This is a genomic window from Enterobacter hormaechei subsp. xiangfangensis, from assembly GCF_001729785.1.
Taxonomy (GTDB): domain Bacteria; phylum Pseudomonadota; class Gammaproteobacteria; order Enterobacterales; family Enterobacteriaceae; genus Enterobacter; species Enterobacter hormaechei_C.
The window spans coordinates 4,366,462-4,380,476 of record NZ_CP017183.1; the positions used below are offsets into that span (position 1 = coordinate 4,366,462).

Below are 14,015 nucleotides of genomic sequence, written 5' to 3' on the forward strand. Positions count from 1 at the left end.
GATATCTGATTTTCAGCGTGCTTAAATCCATTTTGAAAGCGTGATCTACCGCACACTTCGCACCGCATTAACCGAAGCGAATGTCTACGCTTAAAAGATAGCCGGGAAAAACCCGTATTTGTTACGACAAAAACCGGAGGTCCTGAACACCATGTTCAACCAGAAACTACAGACTGCCGAGGATATCGAGTTCGACATTGCAGAAGAGCTGCGCTATGAAACCGATCCCTGTGAGTTAAAACTGGATGAGATGATCGAGGCAGAGCCGGAACCGGAAATGATTGAAGGGCTGCCGGCGTCCGATGCCCTTACGCCCGCTGACCGCTACCTTGAACTGTTTGAACACGTCCAGTCGTCGCGGCTGTTTGCGGACAGCAAAACCTTTCCCGACTGCGCGCCGAAGATGGATCCGCTGGATATTTTGATCCGCTATCGCAAGGTGCGTCGCCACCGTGATTTTGACCTGGCGCGCTTTGTAGAGAATCACTTCTGGCTACCGGAGGACTACAGCAAAGAGTACGTCTCTGATCCCGGCCTGTCCCTGAAAGAACATATCGATAATCTGTGGCCGGTGCTGACGCGCGAGCCGCAGGATCACATCCCGTGGTCGTCGCTGCTGGCGCTGCCGCAGGCCTATATTGTGCCCGGCGGGCGATTCAGCGAGACCTACTACTGGGACTCTTACTTCTCCATGCTGGGGCTGGCAGAAAGCGGTCGTAACGATCTGCTGAAATGTATGGCCGATAACTTCGCCTGGTTGATTGAGCGCTACGGCCATATCCCGAACGGCAACCGCACCTACTATCTCAGCCGCTCCCAGCCGCCCGTTTTTGCCCTGATGGTGGAGCTGTTTGAAGAGGACGGCGTGCGCGGGGCGAAGCGCTATCTTGAGCACCTCAAGATGGAGTACGCCTTCTGGATGGACGGGGCGGAATCGCTGCTGCTCAATCAGGCCTATCGCAGTGCGGTTCGTATGCCGGATGGCTCATTGCTCAACCGTTACTGGGACGATCGCGATACGCCGCGGGATGAATCGTGGATCGAGGACGTTGAAACTGCCCGTCATTCTGGTCGTCCGCCGAACGAGGTGTACCGTGACCTGCGTGCCGGGGCAGCCTCAGGATGGGATTACTCATCCCGCTGGCTGCGCGATCCTGCGCGGCTGGCCAGCATCCGCACAACACAATTTATCCCCATCGATTTGAACGCATTCCTGTTCAAACTGGAGAGCGCTATCGCCAATATCTCCGCGTCGAAAGGGGATAAAGAGACGGCTGCTCTGTTCCGCCAGAAAGCCAGCGACCGGCGCGCGGCGGTAAACCGCTATCTGTGGGACGAAGAGAACGGCTGTTATCGTGATTACGACTGGCGGCGTGAAGCCCTGGCGCTGTTCTCTGCGGCCAGCATTGTGCCGCTGTATGTGGGCATGGCGACGCATGAGCAGGCTGAACGGCTGTCCGATGCCGTTAAAGCCCGTCTGCTCACGCCGGGCGGTATTCTCGCCACCGAATATGAAACCGGGGAGCAGTGGGATAAGCCGAACGGCTGGGCGCCGCTCCAGTGGATGGCGATCCAGGGGTTCAAGCAGTACGGCAACGACTCGCTGGGAGATGAGATCGCCTGGAGCTGGCTGCACACGGTGAACCATTACTACAAAACCCATCATAAGCTGATTGAGAAGTACCACATCGCCAGCAGCACGCCACGCGAAGGTGGCGGGGGGGAGTATCCGTTGCAGGATGGCTTCGGCTGGACGAATGGCGTGGTGCGGCGGTTGATTGGGTTATATGGTGAACCTTGAGCCTTGCCCCTCACCCTGACCCTCTCCCCTGAGGGGAGAGGGAAAAGTTAACGAATCACCTCATAAATGGCAGTCTGGATGGACTGCCATTTTTTTGTGCTGGCATCGGGCTGCGTCTTCGCGCGGCGCGTTGCCATATCGGCGTCGTGCTGCTGGCGTTTCACCACCGCAGGGACGGTACAGAATGCTTTCAGGTACTGCTTACGCATAGGCGTCAGCGATTCCCCGTTCGCCATCGCATGGCTAAGCGTATTAATAAAGCGTCGGCAGGGCTTTTGCTCTGTCATTTGCAGGCGGTAGCGCAACATTACTTCCAGCACATCGTCGTAGCCTGCCGACAACGCCTCCTCCGTCCATGACATTTTCCAGTCCATCCCGCCCTGCAAAAACAGGAGCGCCACCCGGGTATCGTTGCGGCTAATCGCTGAACGGAAGTTGTTTTCATCCCAGGTGACACCCATCCGCGTCAGCGTTTCTCGCGAGGAAGGCGTTTCGCGCATCTCCTGCACCGGTGCGGGAGATGCCGTACTGGCCACAGCCGGCTGCGGTTTACTGCTGTTCACCAGCCAGAATCCCCCCACGACAATCGCGATAACCATCACGCCAACCGCTCCCCACAGCACGCCGGAAATCAGCTGTTCACGCTGCTCTGGCGTACGCGTGGCACGCTGAGTCGGTTTTTCTATACTGTCGCGCACTTCAAAAAGATCGCCGCCTGTGGTGCGGTCCATTTTTTGCGCCTTTTCCCAGAACGCGTGCAGCTCGCTTTCGTCCACCGCCATCAGCGCCGCCGGGTTAACGCGTGTCCGCCCTTCCTCAAACGCGCGCTGAACGGAGCGGGTGATCTGCGTGTAATAGCAGTCGAGCAGCTGGATTTGCGCTCCGCTTAACGGTTGCTGCACGGTGATGCTGTTGCGGATTTGTCGAATATCTTCGAGGAAGGTTTGCAGGGTTTTGCGGGGCTCTACCAGCAGCGTCAGCATGTCCGGGGCGTTAAACAGCGGCGCGTAGTAGCGGCTAAATTCTTTTTTATCCACCAGCAGCTGGGCCAGTTCGCTGAATAACATGCCGCTCAGAACATCATTAATTTCACCGTTTTTCAGCCAGCGACGCACGCGTTCAGCGTTAAACAACGTCTTAAGATGATTATTCAGCCGCACCGGATCGGGCCACGCCTGCTGTATCAGCCCTCTAATCATCAGCTCAATGGCACGCACCTGTTTCTGCGCCTGAAGCTGGCTCTCCTTCTCTGGCATCCTCCCGGTTTCGTAGGTCAGGAGGGGCTGTTGCAGACGCAGATATTCAAGGGAGGTGACGAAGCGCATCGCCGCAATCAGCTGGTTTTCGCTGACATCCTGCCCGCTTTCATACTGGGGAACGCGCTGCTGAAGCAAGCGTAATTGCAGCGTAAAGGCTGTCATTTCCGCATCATTCAGGTTCAGCTTCCTGGCTACAGCGCCCCACCCGCCCAGCCCCAGGCGGGCGCTATCAAGTTGCTCCAGAAACCAGCGTGGATCTTTTCCTTCAGAAACATGTACATTCAACAGAAGTAAAATTTCAACAGACGCCTGACGGATCGCCGCCAGACAGTGTTCAAACTGTTCGCGGGTATGATGCGATGAGCTAATCATCATTGTTTTCCTTGAGAGACAATGAGTACCGCTAAAGCGGCATTAAAAGTCGTTTTTCTTTTTATTTATATGAGGTTAAACATACCTGACTTTCTGTTGAAATAAAGTGACAACCTTATAATCATTTGCAATGTCTCCGGAGGATCGTCATGCCCGCCTTAACCACCGCGCGTCTCACCTGCTCGCCGCTGCAAGAGCAAGACTGGCCCTTTTTTCTGTCGCTACAGCAAAATCCTGAGGTAATGCGTTATGTCGCCCCTGCGCGTAGCGAGGCGGACATTCGGGAAGCCTTTGAGTCTCGTCTGTTGCCGTGGACGCCGGGCAGTTCGCACTGGCTCTGCCTTATGGTGCGTGAGACGGCCAGCCATACGCCGCTGGGCGTAACCGGATATGTGCACCGGGAAGCAGATTGTGCAGAAGTCGGTTTTCTCTTTGCGCCTTCTGCGCAGGGGAAAGGTTACGGCTTTGAATCTCTGCGGGCTGTGTGTAATTTTGCGCTGACTCAGGGCAATATCCGTCGGCTCACCGCGACCGTGACGGCGGGAAATATCGCCTCCAGGCGACTGCTGGAAAAAACAGGTTTTCAGCTGGAAGGTGAGTTGCGCGAGAGTTATTTCCTTTCAGGGCAATGGCATAACGACTGGCTATTCGGTTTACTGAAAAAGGAATTCCCGTTCAGTTAAACCTGATCAACAGCCATTTGGCGGATATTTCCCCGGCGGCGTTTCCTCTATAGTCGCGTCATTAAGAGGAAACGCTTATGACGGGTTATGCAATGCAGATATCTTCTGCTGCAATCGCATTAATTAAAAAACAACAGGGTCTTTCCCTGGAGAAATACCGTGACGAAAAGGGAATATGGGTTATAGGTTATGGTCACGTAATTCGCCAGTGGGAAAAATTTAACGGTCTCATCACGCCGACTGAGGCGGAGAATTTGCTTTGTAATGATATTCAATTATGTGAGGCGCTGCTGCGGGAAATGAACAAACGCCCATTAACCCAACAGCAGCATGACGCACTGATATTAACCCTCTTCAGTTTTGGGGAAGAGTCCCCTCTGCCAGAGAAGATCCTTCAGGCCGTCGCCCGGGTGTAGTACATCGCGGCTTGCGTCCGGTTTTTGACATCAAGACGCCGGAAAAGCGTCTCAAGATGGGCTTTTACCGTTGCCGCACTGATATTGAGATTACGTCCAATCTCTTTATTGGACTCTCCGGCCGCCAGTAACTTCAATACCTCACGCTGGCGCTCGCTTAACACTGCCAGTTCATCCTGAGAGGTGTGCTGCTTCAGCCACTCGCCGGGAAAACAGACCATTCCTCGCGATACAGAATCCAGCACTGCGGAAAAGCGTTCGGGATTCGCATTGCGGGGAATTATCGCCACCACGTTGCGCTGAAACATTTGCTCAACCCAACGCCGCTCTTTTTTCGTTAACACCAACACCACGCGCGACGTTGGAAAGCGATCCATAATCTCTTCCAGTAAAGCCACACCATTATCACGAATTAAATACCCATCTATCATGACGATAGCGGAGGGTGACGCGGATAATTGCGCCCATAATTCATCAGTCTGACGAGTTCCTGTCATATCTATTTTCGGAATTAACTTCTGCAAACTATACATCGCTCCATGAATAAATAATGACTGCCTGTCAAACATGATTACTCGCATCGTTTTACTCCTCTGAGAATAGCGAAGGGGGATTCTACAGAGGCATTTTTTAAGAAAAAACTCAATGAATGGAGAGGTTACAAATCACCCAGCTCTCTTTATATCTTCCAGCATTTAGACATACCTGTTTTAAGGATTTCCTTAAGAGGGTTCCTTCCCCCTTAAGACTGAACATTACAGAAACATACCGCCTGAAACTTCAATACGTTGCGCATTCATCCAGCCCAGTTTGTCACTGAGCAACGCCGCAATGGCGTCACCAATATCATCGGGCAGGCCCACGCGTCCCAGCGCTGTCTGCGAGGCCAGCAGCTGGTTAAGCTCCGCATTATCCCGCACTCGCCCGCCCCCAAAGTCGGTTTCAATCGCGCCGGGCGCGATGATATTGACGGAAATTCCGCGCGCGCCAAGCTCTTTTGCCTGATAGCGGGTCAGCACCTCCATCGCCCCTTTCATTGCCGCGTAGGTTCCTGAACCGGGCTGAGTAAAACGGGCCAGTCCGCTGGAGACGTTCAGGATCCGCCCTCCGTCTTTTATGAGCGGCAGCAGCTGTTGCGTGAGGAAAAACGGTCCTTTGAAGTGAATGTTCATCGCATCATCAAACTGCGCCTCGGTCGTCTCGGTATAGGGTGCATATAACCCTGTACCTGCGTTGTTCACTAAATAGTCAAAGGTGTCACGTTGCCAGACGTGTTTAAGGGTATCTTTCACCTTTTGAGCAAAGCGCGAAAAGCTTGCCGTATCGCCGACGTTGAGCTGCAATGTTGCCGCTTTTCCGCCTTTTCCCTCGATTTCGCGCACAACTTCCTGCGCCTCCTGCTGGCTGTTGTTCCAGGTGAGGATAATGCCTGTCCCTTCCGCGGCCAGCTTCAAAACGGCATTTTTACCCAGGCCGCGGCTACCGCCCGTCACTAAAGCAATACGTTCACTCATAATTCACCTCGTTTCGGCTGTGATGAAGATTGAGAAAGAGCTTATTAGATGGTAGAAAATCAATAAATAGTGCCGTGAGCGCTTCACTGTTTCATTCTTAACAACAATGACCAACATCTATGGATAAAATACACGCAATGCAGCTTTTCCTTCGGGTCGCGGAACTGGAGAGTTTTTCCCGCGCGGCGGAGACGTTAAGCCTGCCGAAGGGGAGCGTATCGCGACAGATCCAGGCACTGGAAAACGCGCTGGGCACGCAGCTGCTGCACCGCACTACCCGCCGCGTCAGCCTGACGCAGGACGGCATGGTTTATTACGAGCGCGCCAAAGATCTGCTGATGAATCTGGACGAACTGGACGGCATGTTCCTGCACGACCCTTCAACCATCAGCGGTCGGCTACGTGTGGATATGCCCGTTGCCATTGTGCGAAATGTCGTCATTCCGAAACTGCCTGCATTTTTACAACAGTTTCCCGGCATTGAACTGGAGCTGAGTAGCAGCGATCGTCTGGTCGATGTCATCCGCGAAGGATTTGACTGCGTGGTTCGCGTGGGAAACTTAAAGGACTCCGGGCTTATCGCCCGGCCGCTTGGGAAGCTCTCGGTGATTAATTGCGCCAGCCCGGATTATCTGACGCGATTTGGCTACCCTGAGACGCTGGACGATTTGGCTTCGCATGCCCTCATTCACTACTCCGCCACGCTGGGCACCCGTCCGCAGGGTTTTGAATATTACAACGGCAGCGCGACCCAGTGGGTAAAAACGGGGGGCGTATTGACGGTTAATAGCACGGAAACCTACCAGGCTGCCTGTGTCGCCGGGCTTGGCATTATTCAGGTCCCGCGCGTCGGGGTGCGTGATGCCCTGCGCACGAAAAAACTCGTTGAGATCCTGCCGCAATATCGGGCTGAACCAATGCCCGTCTCCCTCATTTATCCCCACCGCCGTAACCTCTCCCGTCGGGTGCATGTGTTTATGGAGTGGCTTACCGAACTCACAAAAGGTTACGTGGACTAGTCGCAAGCTATAATTCAGTAACATCCAGCTCAACGAAAAGGAAAATGCGCGTGACGCCGGAAAATAACCCGCAACGACCGACTCAACATTTAGATTATGAACCCATCAAAAAGATGGATAACGAGCCTGAAGCGCCGAAAGAGCCTGGAACGGCCAGCAAAGCGCTGGGTACCGTGACCGGCATAGCCGAAAAAATTCAGCAGATACCCGCGATTGCTCACCTGATACGCGCCGCTGAGCGCTTTAACGACCGCATGGGAAATCAGTTTGGCGCGGCGATTACCTATTTCTCGTTCCTGTCGATGATCCCCATCCTGATGGTGTCATTTGCCGCCGCCGGTTTTGTGCTGGCGTCTCACCCGACGCTGTTGCAGGACATCTTCAATAAGATCCTGACCAACGTCAGCGACCAGACGCTCGCCACAACGCTCAAAAGCACCATCAACACCGCCGTGCAGCAGCGTACCACCGTGGGTATCGTCGGGTTGCTGATTGCGCTCTATTCCGGGGTGAACTGGATGGGCAACCTGCGTGAGGCTATTCGCGCCCAGTCGCGTGACGTCTGGGAGCGTAGGCCGCAGGATCAGGAGAAGATATGGGTGAAGTATCTGCGCGACTTTATTTCGCTGATTGGGCTGCTGGTGGCGCTGGTCATCACGCTCTCTATCACCTCGGTCGCCGGTTCCGCGCAGCAGATGATTATCTCCGCGCTGTACCTGGATTACATTGAATGGCTGAAACCGGCCTGGCGCGGTATAGGGCTTGCCATCTCCATCTTTGCTAACTACCTGCTGTTCTTCTGGATCTTCTGGCGTTTGCCCCGCCATCGGCCGCGCAAGAAGGCGCTGATCCGTGGGACGTTGATTGCCGCCATTGGCTTTGAAGTGATCAAAATTGTGATGACCTATACGCTGCCGTCGCTGGTGAAGTCGCCCTCCGGCGCGGCCTTTGGTTCGGTGCTGGGGCTGATGGCTTTCTTCTATTTCTTCGCTCGCCTGACGCTGTTCTGCGCCGCGTGGATCGCCACGGCTGAGTATAAAGATGACCCGCGCATGCCGGGTAAAACCCACCGCTGATGTCCTGTCGGGCTGATATTTCAGCCCGATCCGCCATTTCAGCATATAAATCCAGTCCGTAACTTTTATTTAACGCAAAACCAGTTTTAATGACTGATATTTAAAAAGTGTGAAGCATTTCATAGAAGTGTTTTCGCTGGTCTGAAAATTATGCGCTTTTTGTTGCTTTTATGACCACACCACGCCTTTGTTACAGATTGAAATGTCGCTTTTGCTATGCCTAATATGGCCCTTCGTTCGTCCAAAAATAAGAAAATATTATGCAAGCAACAGCCACCACACTTAACGAAGGGGCGGAACACGTTCCGGTCAACTCGCGCAATAAAGTCGTCGTCGCATCGCTGATTGGCACCGCCATTGAGTTCTTCGACTTTTATATTTACGCCACCGCTGCGGTCATTGTCTTTCCGCATATTTTCTTCCCTCAGGGCGACCCGACGGCAGCCACGCTACAGTCTTTAGCCACCTTTGCTATCGCCTTCGTTGCGCGTCCGATTGGTTCAGCGGTCTTTGGGCATTTTGGCGATCGCGTTGGCCGTAAAGTGACGCTGGTTGCCTCGCTGCTGACGATGGGGATCTCCACCGTCGCCATCGGCCTGCTGCCGACCTATGAAACTATCGGCATTCTGGCGCCTGTGCTGCTGGCGCTGGCGCGCTTTGGTCAGGGTCTGGGGCTGGGCGGGGAATGGGGCGGCGCGGCACTGCTGGCGACCGAAAACGCTCCGGCGCGCAAGCGTGCCCTGTATGGCTCTTTCCCGCAGCTGGGCGCACCGATTGGGTTCTTCTTTGCTAACGGCACCTTCCTGCTCCTCTCCTGGCTGCTGACCGATGAACAGTTCATGAGCTGGGGCTGGCGTATTCCGTTCGTCTTCTCTGCTGTGCTGGTGCTGATTGGCCTGTACGTGCGCGTGTCGCTGCACGAGACGCCGGTCTTTGCTAAAGTCGCCGCGGCGAAAAAGCAGGTTAAAGTTCCGCTGGGGACGCTGCTGACCAAACACCTCCGCGTGACCGTGCTGGGCACGTTCATCATGCTGGCGACCTACACGCTGTTCTACATCATGACCGTTTACTCCATGACCTTCAGTACTGCCGCCGCGCCGGTCGGCCTGGGCCTGCCACGTAACGAAGTGTTGTGGATGCTGATGATGGCGGTCATCGGATTTGGTGTGATGGTGCCTGTCGCGGGCCTGCTGGCGGATAAATTTGGCCGTCGTTCAAGCATGATCGTCATCACCTCCCTGATTATTCTGTTCGCGCTGTTTGTCTTCCCGCCGCTGCTGGGTTCAGGTAGCCCTGCGCTGGTGATGGCGTATCTGCTGATTGGCCTGAGCCTGATGGGGCTGACCTTTGGCCCAATGGGCGCGCTGCTGCCGGAGCTGTTCCCGACTGAAGTGCGTTACACCGGCGCCTCGTTCTCCTATAACGTTTCGTCGATTCTGGGCGCCTCGGTAGCCCCGTATATCGCCACCTGGCTTCAGGCAAACTATGGCCTGTTCTATGTGGGTGTCTATCTGGCGGCAATGGCAGCGCTGACGCTGATTGCGTTGCTGCTGACGCATGAGACGAAGCATCAGGCGCTGTAAGTGAATGCCGGGGCGAGGCGCGGGGATGCGCCGAGAGGGCGGGTCGCCAGGGTGGTGGCGACTGAGCCACCCTGGCACGTTCACCGGTTATGTTGTGACAGAGTAGTAAGGAACATAACGTGAACGGAATGACCACCAGAGCCGTATGTTCCCCCTCACCCCAGCCCTCTCCCTCAAGGGAGAGGGGGCCGTCTGTGCAGGCATTATTTTGTGGGGATCCCTCACCCCACAGGGAGAGGGAGAAACGGGACTACTTCTTCATCTGCGACAAAATCGTCCGACACTGATTCGCTTCGCCTTCTGACGGCGAAATCAACGCCAGCAGCGCCGCCGCAGGGGTCACCAGCGTAGCGAGCGCGGCGGCGACCGCACCACGCGCAATCAACGGCCCAGCCTTCACGCCCGCCTGCGGATCTTTGAAGGTTCCGCGAACGTACAGCGGCGAGCGCAGGGTGATGATACGAATGCCTTTGCTTTCCGGATCGATGGTTAAATCGAGCTGCTCGGACGCCATGCTGGCGGTACCGGTGACGTTGATAACCGCGTTTTCCGTGTCGAAGGCGAAGATCTGCGGACGCGCCACGCCGTTGACCAGATCCAGATTTGCCGCCGCGCAGTTAACGCGTACTTCGTCGTCACCGAAGATTTGCCCGATGATAAAGTTCCCGACGTTCAGCCCCAGGATCTCCATCAGGTTACGGCTCACCAGCCCGTCGTTCATCAGCAGTTTCAGGTTGCCGTTTCCGCTGCCCAGCAGCGCCGCTACGGAGTTACCCGTGCCGCGAATATCCGCGTCGCCGTTCATCTCACCGAGGGTTTTCTGCATCAGCTCCACGTCCGGCATCAGCTCTTTCAGCTTCAGCCGACGCGCCTGGATCTCCGCCCTTCCCTGCATCGGCTTTTTATCCCCCTCCAGGTGGATATTCGATGAAATGGTTCCCCCGGCCATGCCAAACTTCAGCGGTTGCAGGCGCAGGTCGGCGTTTTTCAGGATGATATGGGTCGAGAGGTTGCTCAGCGGCAGCGTGCTGCCATGCTCGATTTTACGTCCTTTGAAGCGCACATCCGCATCCATCACGTCCCATTTGTCGGTTTCGAAGCGGTCATAGGGCAGCACTTTACCCGCAGGCTGAACGTCCTTTTTAACCTCTTTAGACTTCGTGCCTTTGCCCGAATCTACGCCAATCAGCGGACCAAGATCGGCCAGACGCAGCTGGCGGGATTCAACGTCCCCCTCCAGTTTCGGGCGCGGTTTACCGGTGGTGTAGGTCAGCGTGCCGTGGATATCGCTGTCGCCGATGCGGCCGTTGAATCCACGGTAGTCAAAGACGGACGATTTTTCGGTGTTGATTTTGGCAACCAGGTGCCCGTCCGTTTCAAACGGCGGAGTATCCGGCAGCAGTACGCCGGTGAGATCGTACAGTTCCCCCAGCGAATCACCGGCAAACTTAAGCTGGAGGTCGACGCCGCCCATGTTCATCGGGTCGTTAACCGTGCCCACGAACGCCACGCGGGTATTGCCGGAGCGAAAATCCGCCTGCACCGGGAACGGCGTGCCCTCGCTCCTGAGCGCCAGCATGCCGCCGATTTTGCCTTTACCGGTGAGCGGCTGGCCGTTGTAGCGCCCTTTCGCCGTCAGGCCAAAGACGTAATCGCCCGCTTTGCTGTCATCGCCTTTGGCTTTGCTGCCCGTTACTTCGCTAAACGGCAGCGGCTTGCCCAGCGGATCGACGAGGATCTCCACGTCAGCCTTACTCATTTTATCGTCAATGGCGATCCGCCCCCGATCGAACAGAATATTGTCGAGGCGGAAAGACCACGAAGAGGGCTGCGCATTCTGATCTTTATCGCCGCTGCTGGCGAGATCGAACGTCCAGTTGTTGTTTTTCTCTGACAGGCGAATCAGCCGCGCGTCGGGCTGCTGGAGTTTGATCCACGGCAGATACACCGTTTTGGTTAACAGGGCTAACGGCGCCAGCGTGGCTTCCACTCGCGGCAGGTGGATCATGGTTACTTCGGGGATGTCGGGCGGGTTACCGAGAATAATATCGTCGGCATGAACGTGCGGCCAGGGCACCCAGCTCCGCCAGCCAGTTTCCTCTTTCTGGCGCTCCCACACGACGCCCAAATCGCCACGTATTGCGAAGGGGCGGTTCAGCTCGGTTGAGACTTTCTGGTTGATGGTCGGTTTGAGGCGGTTCCAGTCAAACGTGGCGATAATGATGATTAAGACCACGATCAGCAACAAGAAAATCCCTGCTGTCCAGGAAATCACCCTGGTTGTTTTTGTCATTGTTGTCCCCTTTCCTGATGAACTTGCCTCTAAAACTATAGTTCAGACAAAGGGAAGCGGGCAGATCAGAGGCTGGTTATCACCTTTTCCAGGGTATCCATGGGGACAGGACGAGAGAGGAAATAACCCTGTGCCGCCGCTGCCGGAGAATTTTGCACGTCGCGCCACTCCTCCAGCGTTTCTACGCCTTCCACAATGACGCCCTGGCAATAGCGGTTCATCAGTTGCAGGAGCATCGTAAACAGGTTCCGTCCCTCCGGCGTCTGGCGCAGCATGATAAACAGATCGCGGGCCACTTTGATGTAGTCATAACGCACTTCGCTCAGGGCGGAGAAGTTGGCCATACCGGTACCGAAATCATCCAGCCACAGCGGGCCAAACTCACACATCGAGGCAAACGAGGAGTCCTGCGGCAGCTGAACATGTTCCACCAGCTCGAAGCGCATCCATGGCAAGGTAGCAATCAGCGCCTGCAACGTCGCATTCTGACGTAACGCCATCAGGGTGGGGCCATCCACGTTCACCGACGCCAGAATACCGTGCTGCTTGAAGAACGCCTGCTTCGTCGCCAGCATTCTCAGCTGCTCTTCCAGCACGTCGATACGCTGACGCACGGCAACCTCCGCAAAATAGCGGTCCGGTGCAATACGCTGTGAAGGATTCGATGGATGAGTGACGACCGTTAACACCTCAATCGCCATTAACCGACCGTCGGTACGGTAGATGGGCTGATAAGTGTACGCTCGCTCACATTGCAGCCAGTAGCGATGCTCCTGCAAGTTCTCAATACTTGCCTCAGGCGTAGTGCTCAGCCGCTGGATAACCTGCTCTGACTTCATTTCGGATGTCCTGTTGTATGGGATAGCCTTTCTGGACTCGTCACTGAGTTATCGGCCCGCCAGGTGAGAACTTTATGTTCAATTCACCGGGAAAATGAAATTATGATGACAGAAATATGCCGGAATACGCGCTGGCTCAAAAAAAATAATGGAACGTCGTTTTAATATAGTTGACCATAAAAAACACACAGCGCACACTACCCTTAATTACTTTGTTCAGGTTCACGACTATGTCTAAAAAAATTGCCGTGATTGGCGAATGCATGATTGAGCTGTCCCAGAAAGGCGCGGAAGTCAGCCGCGGTTTTGGTGGCGATACATTGAACACCTCCGTTTACATTGCCCGTCAGGTCTCCCCCGACGCGCTGAGCGTGAGCTACGTTACCGCGCTGGGAACGGACAGCTTCAGCCAGCAGATGCTGGAAGCCTGGCAGGGTGAAAACGTTGGGACCTCGCTGATCCAGCGAATGGAAAACCGCCTGCCGGGTTTGTACTACATCGAAACCGACAGCACCGGCGAGCGCACCTTCTATTACTGGCGTAATGAAGCGGCCGCCAAATTCTGGCTGGAAAGCGAGGCCGCCGCTGCCATTTGCGAAGAACTGGCGACCTTCGATTATCTCTACCTGAGCGGGATCAGCCTGGCGATCCTGAGCCAGGAGAGCCGTGAAAAGCTGCTGTCACTGCTGCGCGAATGCCGTGCCAATGGCGGTAAGGTGATTTTCGATAACAACTACCGTCCACGTTTGTGGGCCAGCCGCGAAGAGACGCAGCAGGTCTACCAGCAGATGCTCGAATGCACCGATATCGCCTTCCTGACGCTGGATGATGAAGATGCTCTGTGGGGCGAAAAACCGGTTGATGAGGTCATCGCCCGGACGCAGGCTGCCGGGGTCAGCGAAGTGGTGATCAAGCGTGGGGCGGAGTCTTGCCTGGTGGCGGTTGCAGGTGAAGCCGTGACAGAGGTCCCGGCGGTGAAGCTGGCGAAAGAGAAAGTGATCGATACCACTGCGGCGGGAGATTCTTTCAGCGCGGGGTATCTGGCGGTACGTCTGACGGGAGGTACGCCGGAAGCGGCGGCGCAGCGCGGTCATTTAACGGCCAGCACGGTGATTCAGTATCGCGGAGCGATTATTCCGCGCGAGGCGATGCCTGCTTAA

Annotated in this window: 12 protein-coding genes; 7 read left to right on the top strand and 5 right to left on the bottom strand. The window is 55.4% G+C overall.

Features of this window, described 5'->3' with window-relative positions:
* Positions 1-151: 151 nt before the first annotated feature.
* A complete protein-coding gene (locus tag BFV63_RS20965; RefSeq protein WP_057059317.1) occupies positions 152-1,801 on the top strand; it encodes an alpha,alpha-trehalase in 1,650 nt (549 codons plus the stop codon).
* 47 nt (positions 1,802-1,848) lie between these two features.
* On the opposite strand, the gene BFV63_RS20970 is transcribed toward BFV63_RS20965, so the two are convergent.
* Positions 1,849-3,435 carry an STY4199 family HEPN domain-containing protein gene (locus BFV63_RS20970; protein WP_045336178.1) on the bottom strand — a complete coding sequence of 529 codons (1,587 nt, stop codon included), beginning with the start codon at positions 3,433-3,435 and terminating at the stop codon, positions 1,849-1,851.
* A 146-nt stretch (positions 3,436-3,581) separates the two neighbouring features.
* On the opposite strand from BFV63_RS20970, the gene BFV63_RS20975 reads away from it, so the two are divergent.
* Positions 3,582-4,115: a GNAT family N-acetyltransferase gene (locus BFV63_RS20975; protein ID WP_048241695.1), complete on the top strand. Its 534-nt coding sequence runs from the start codon at positions 3,582-3,584 to the stop codon at positions 4,113-4,115.
* 77 nt (positions 4,116-4,192) lie between these two features.
* On the top strand, positions 4,193-4,531 hold the full coding sequence (locus BFV63_RS20980; protein WP_003861206.1) for a lysozyme: 339 nt from the start codon (positions 4,193-4,195) through the stop codon (positions 4,529-4,531).
* On the opposite strand, the gene BFV63_RS20985 is transcribed toward BFV63_RS20980, so the two are convergent.
* Positions 4,510-5,112 carry a helix-turn-helix transcriptional regulator gene (locus tag BFV63_RS20985; protein WP_003861204.1) on the bottom strand — a complete coding sequence of 201 codons (603 nt, stop codon included), beginning with the start codon at positions 5,110-5,112 and terminating at the stop codon, positions 4,510-4,512. The two genes, BFV63_RS20980 and BFV63_RS20985, sit on opposite strands and share 22 nt — an antisense overlap.
* Positions 5,113-5,286: 174 nt before the next feature.
* Positions 5,287-6,045, bottom strand: coding sequence for an SDR family NAD(P)-dependent oxidoreductase (locus BFV63_RS20990; RefSeq protein ID WP_048241693.1), 759 nt, complete (start codon positions 6,043-6,045; stop codon positions 5,287-5,289).
* A 119-nt stretch (positions 6,046-6,164) separates the two neighbouring features.
* On the opposite strand from BFV63_RS20990, the gene BFV63_RS20995 reads away from it, so the two are divergent.
* The 3 genes from BFV63_RS20995 (at position 6,165) to BFV63_RS21005 (ending at position 9,723) form a co-directional block, all read left to right on the top strand.
* Positions 6,165-7,064: a LysR family transcriptional regulator gene (locus tag BFV63_RS20995; protein WP_048241692.1), complete on the top strand. Its 900-nt coding sequence runs from the start codon at positions 6,165-6,167 to the stop codon at positions 7,062-7,064.
* A 50-nt stretch (positions 7,065-7,114) separates the two neighbouring features.
* Positions 7,115-8,140 (top strand): inner membrane protein YhjD, encoded by a 1,026-nt coding sequence (gene yhjD, locus BFV63_RS21000; RefSeq protein WP_003861199.1) that lies wholly within the window; start codon positions 7,115-7,117, stop codon positions 8,138-8,140.
* Between the two features lie 260 nt (positions 8,141-8,400).
* Positions 8,401-9,723 (top strand): MFS transporter, encoded by a 1,323-nt coding sequence (locus BFV63_RS21005; protein WP_045336183.1) that lies wholly within the window; start codon positions 8,401-8,403, stop codon positions 9,721-9,723.
* A 250-nt stretch (positions 9,724-9,973) separates the two neighbouring features.
* Here the strand turns inward: BFV63_RS21005 and BFV63_RS21010 are convergent, their stop codons facing one another.
* Together BFV63_RS21010 and pdeH are read right to left on the bottom strand one after the other, a co-directional pair.
* On the bottom strand, positions 9,974-12,016 hold the full coding sequence (locus BFV63_RS21010) for an AsmA family protein (protein WP_045344335.1): 2,043 nt from the start codon (positions 12,014-12,016) through the stop codon (positions 9,974-9,976).
* A gap of 65 nt (positions 12,017-12,081) precedes the next feature.
* Complete coding sequence (pdeH, locus tag BFV63_RS21015) at positions 12,082-12,855, bottom strand: cyclic-guanylate-specific phosphodiesterase (protein ID WP_023323857.1); 774 nt, start codon at positions 12,853-12,855, stop codon at positions 12,082-12,084.
* A 230-nt stretch (positions 12,856-13,085) separates the two neighbouring features.
* Between pdeH and kdgK the strand changes: the two genes are divergently transcribed.
* Positions 13,086-14,015: a 2-dehydro-3-deoxygluconokinase gene (kdgK, locus tag BFV63_RS21020; protein ID WP_003861191.1), complete on the top strand. Its 930-nt coding sequence runs from the start codon at positions 13,086-13,088 to the stop codon at positions 14,013-14,015.

Bases quoted from the DNA above. Each gene is read 5' to 3' on its own strand.
- BFV63_RS20965 (WP_057059317.1), top strand. From the start codon at position 152: ATGTTCAACCAGAAACTACAGACTGCCGAGGATATCGAGTTCGACATT.
- BFV63_RS20970 (WP_045336178.1), bottom strand. From the start codon at position 3,435: ATGATGATTAGCTCATCGCATCATACCCGCGAACAGTTTGAACACTGT.
- BFV63_RS21010 (WP_045344335.1), bottom strand. From the start codon at position 12,016: ATGACAAAAACAACCAGGGTGATTTCCTGGACAGCAGGGATTTTCTTG.
- BFV63_RS20980 (WP_003861206.1), top strand. From the start codon at position 4,193: ATGACGGGTTATGCAATGCAGATATCTTCTGCTGCAATCGCATTAATT.
- BFV63_RS21005 (WP_045336183.1), top strand. From the start codon at position 8,401: ATGCAAGCAACAGCCACCACACTTAACGAAGGGGCGGAACACGTTCCG.
- BFV63_RS20995 (WP_048241692.1), top strand. From the start codon at position 6,165: ATGGATAAAATACACGCAATGCAGCTTTTCCTTCGGGTCGCGGAACTG.
- BFV63_RS20975 (WP_048241695.1), top strand. From the start codon at position 3,582: ATGCCCGCCTTAACCACCGCGCGTCTCACCTGCTCGCCGCTGCAAGAG.
- BFV63_RS20985 (WP_003861204.1), bottom strand. From the start codon at position 5,112: ATGCGAGTAATCATGTTTGACAGGCAGTCATTATTTATTCATGGAGCG.
- kdgK (WP_003861191.1), top strand. From the start codon at position 13,086: ATGTCTAAAAAAATTGCCGTGATTGGCGAATGCATGATTGAGCTGTCC.
- BFV63_RS20990 (WP_048241693.1), bottom strand. From the start codon at position 6,045: ATGAGTGAACGTATTGCTTTAGTGACGGGCGGTAGCCGCGGCCTGGGT.
- pdeH (WP_023323857.1), bottom strand. From the start codon at position 12,855: ATGAAGTCAGAGCAGGTTATCCAGCGGCTGAGCACTACGCCTGAGGCA.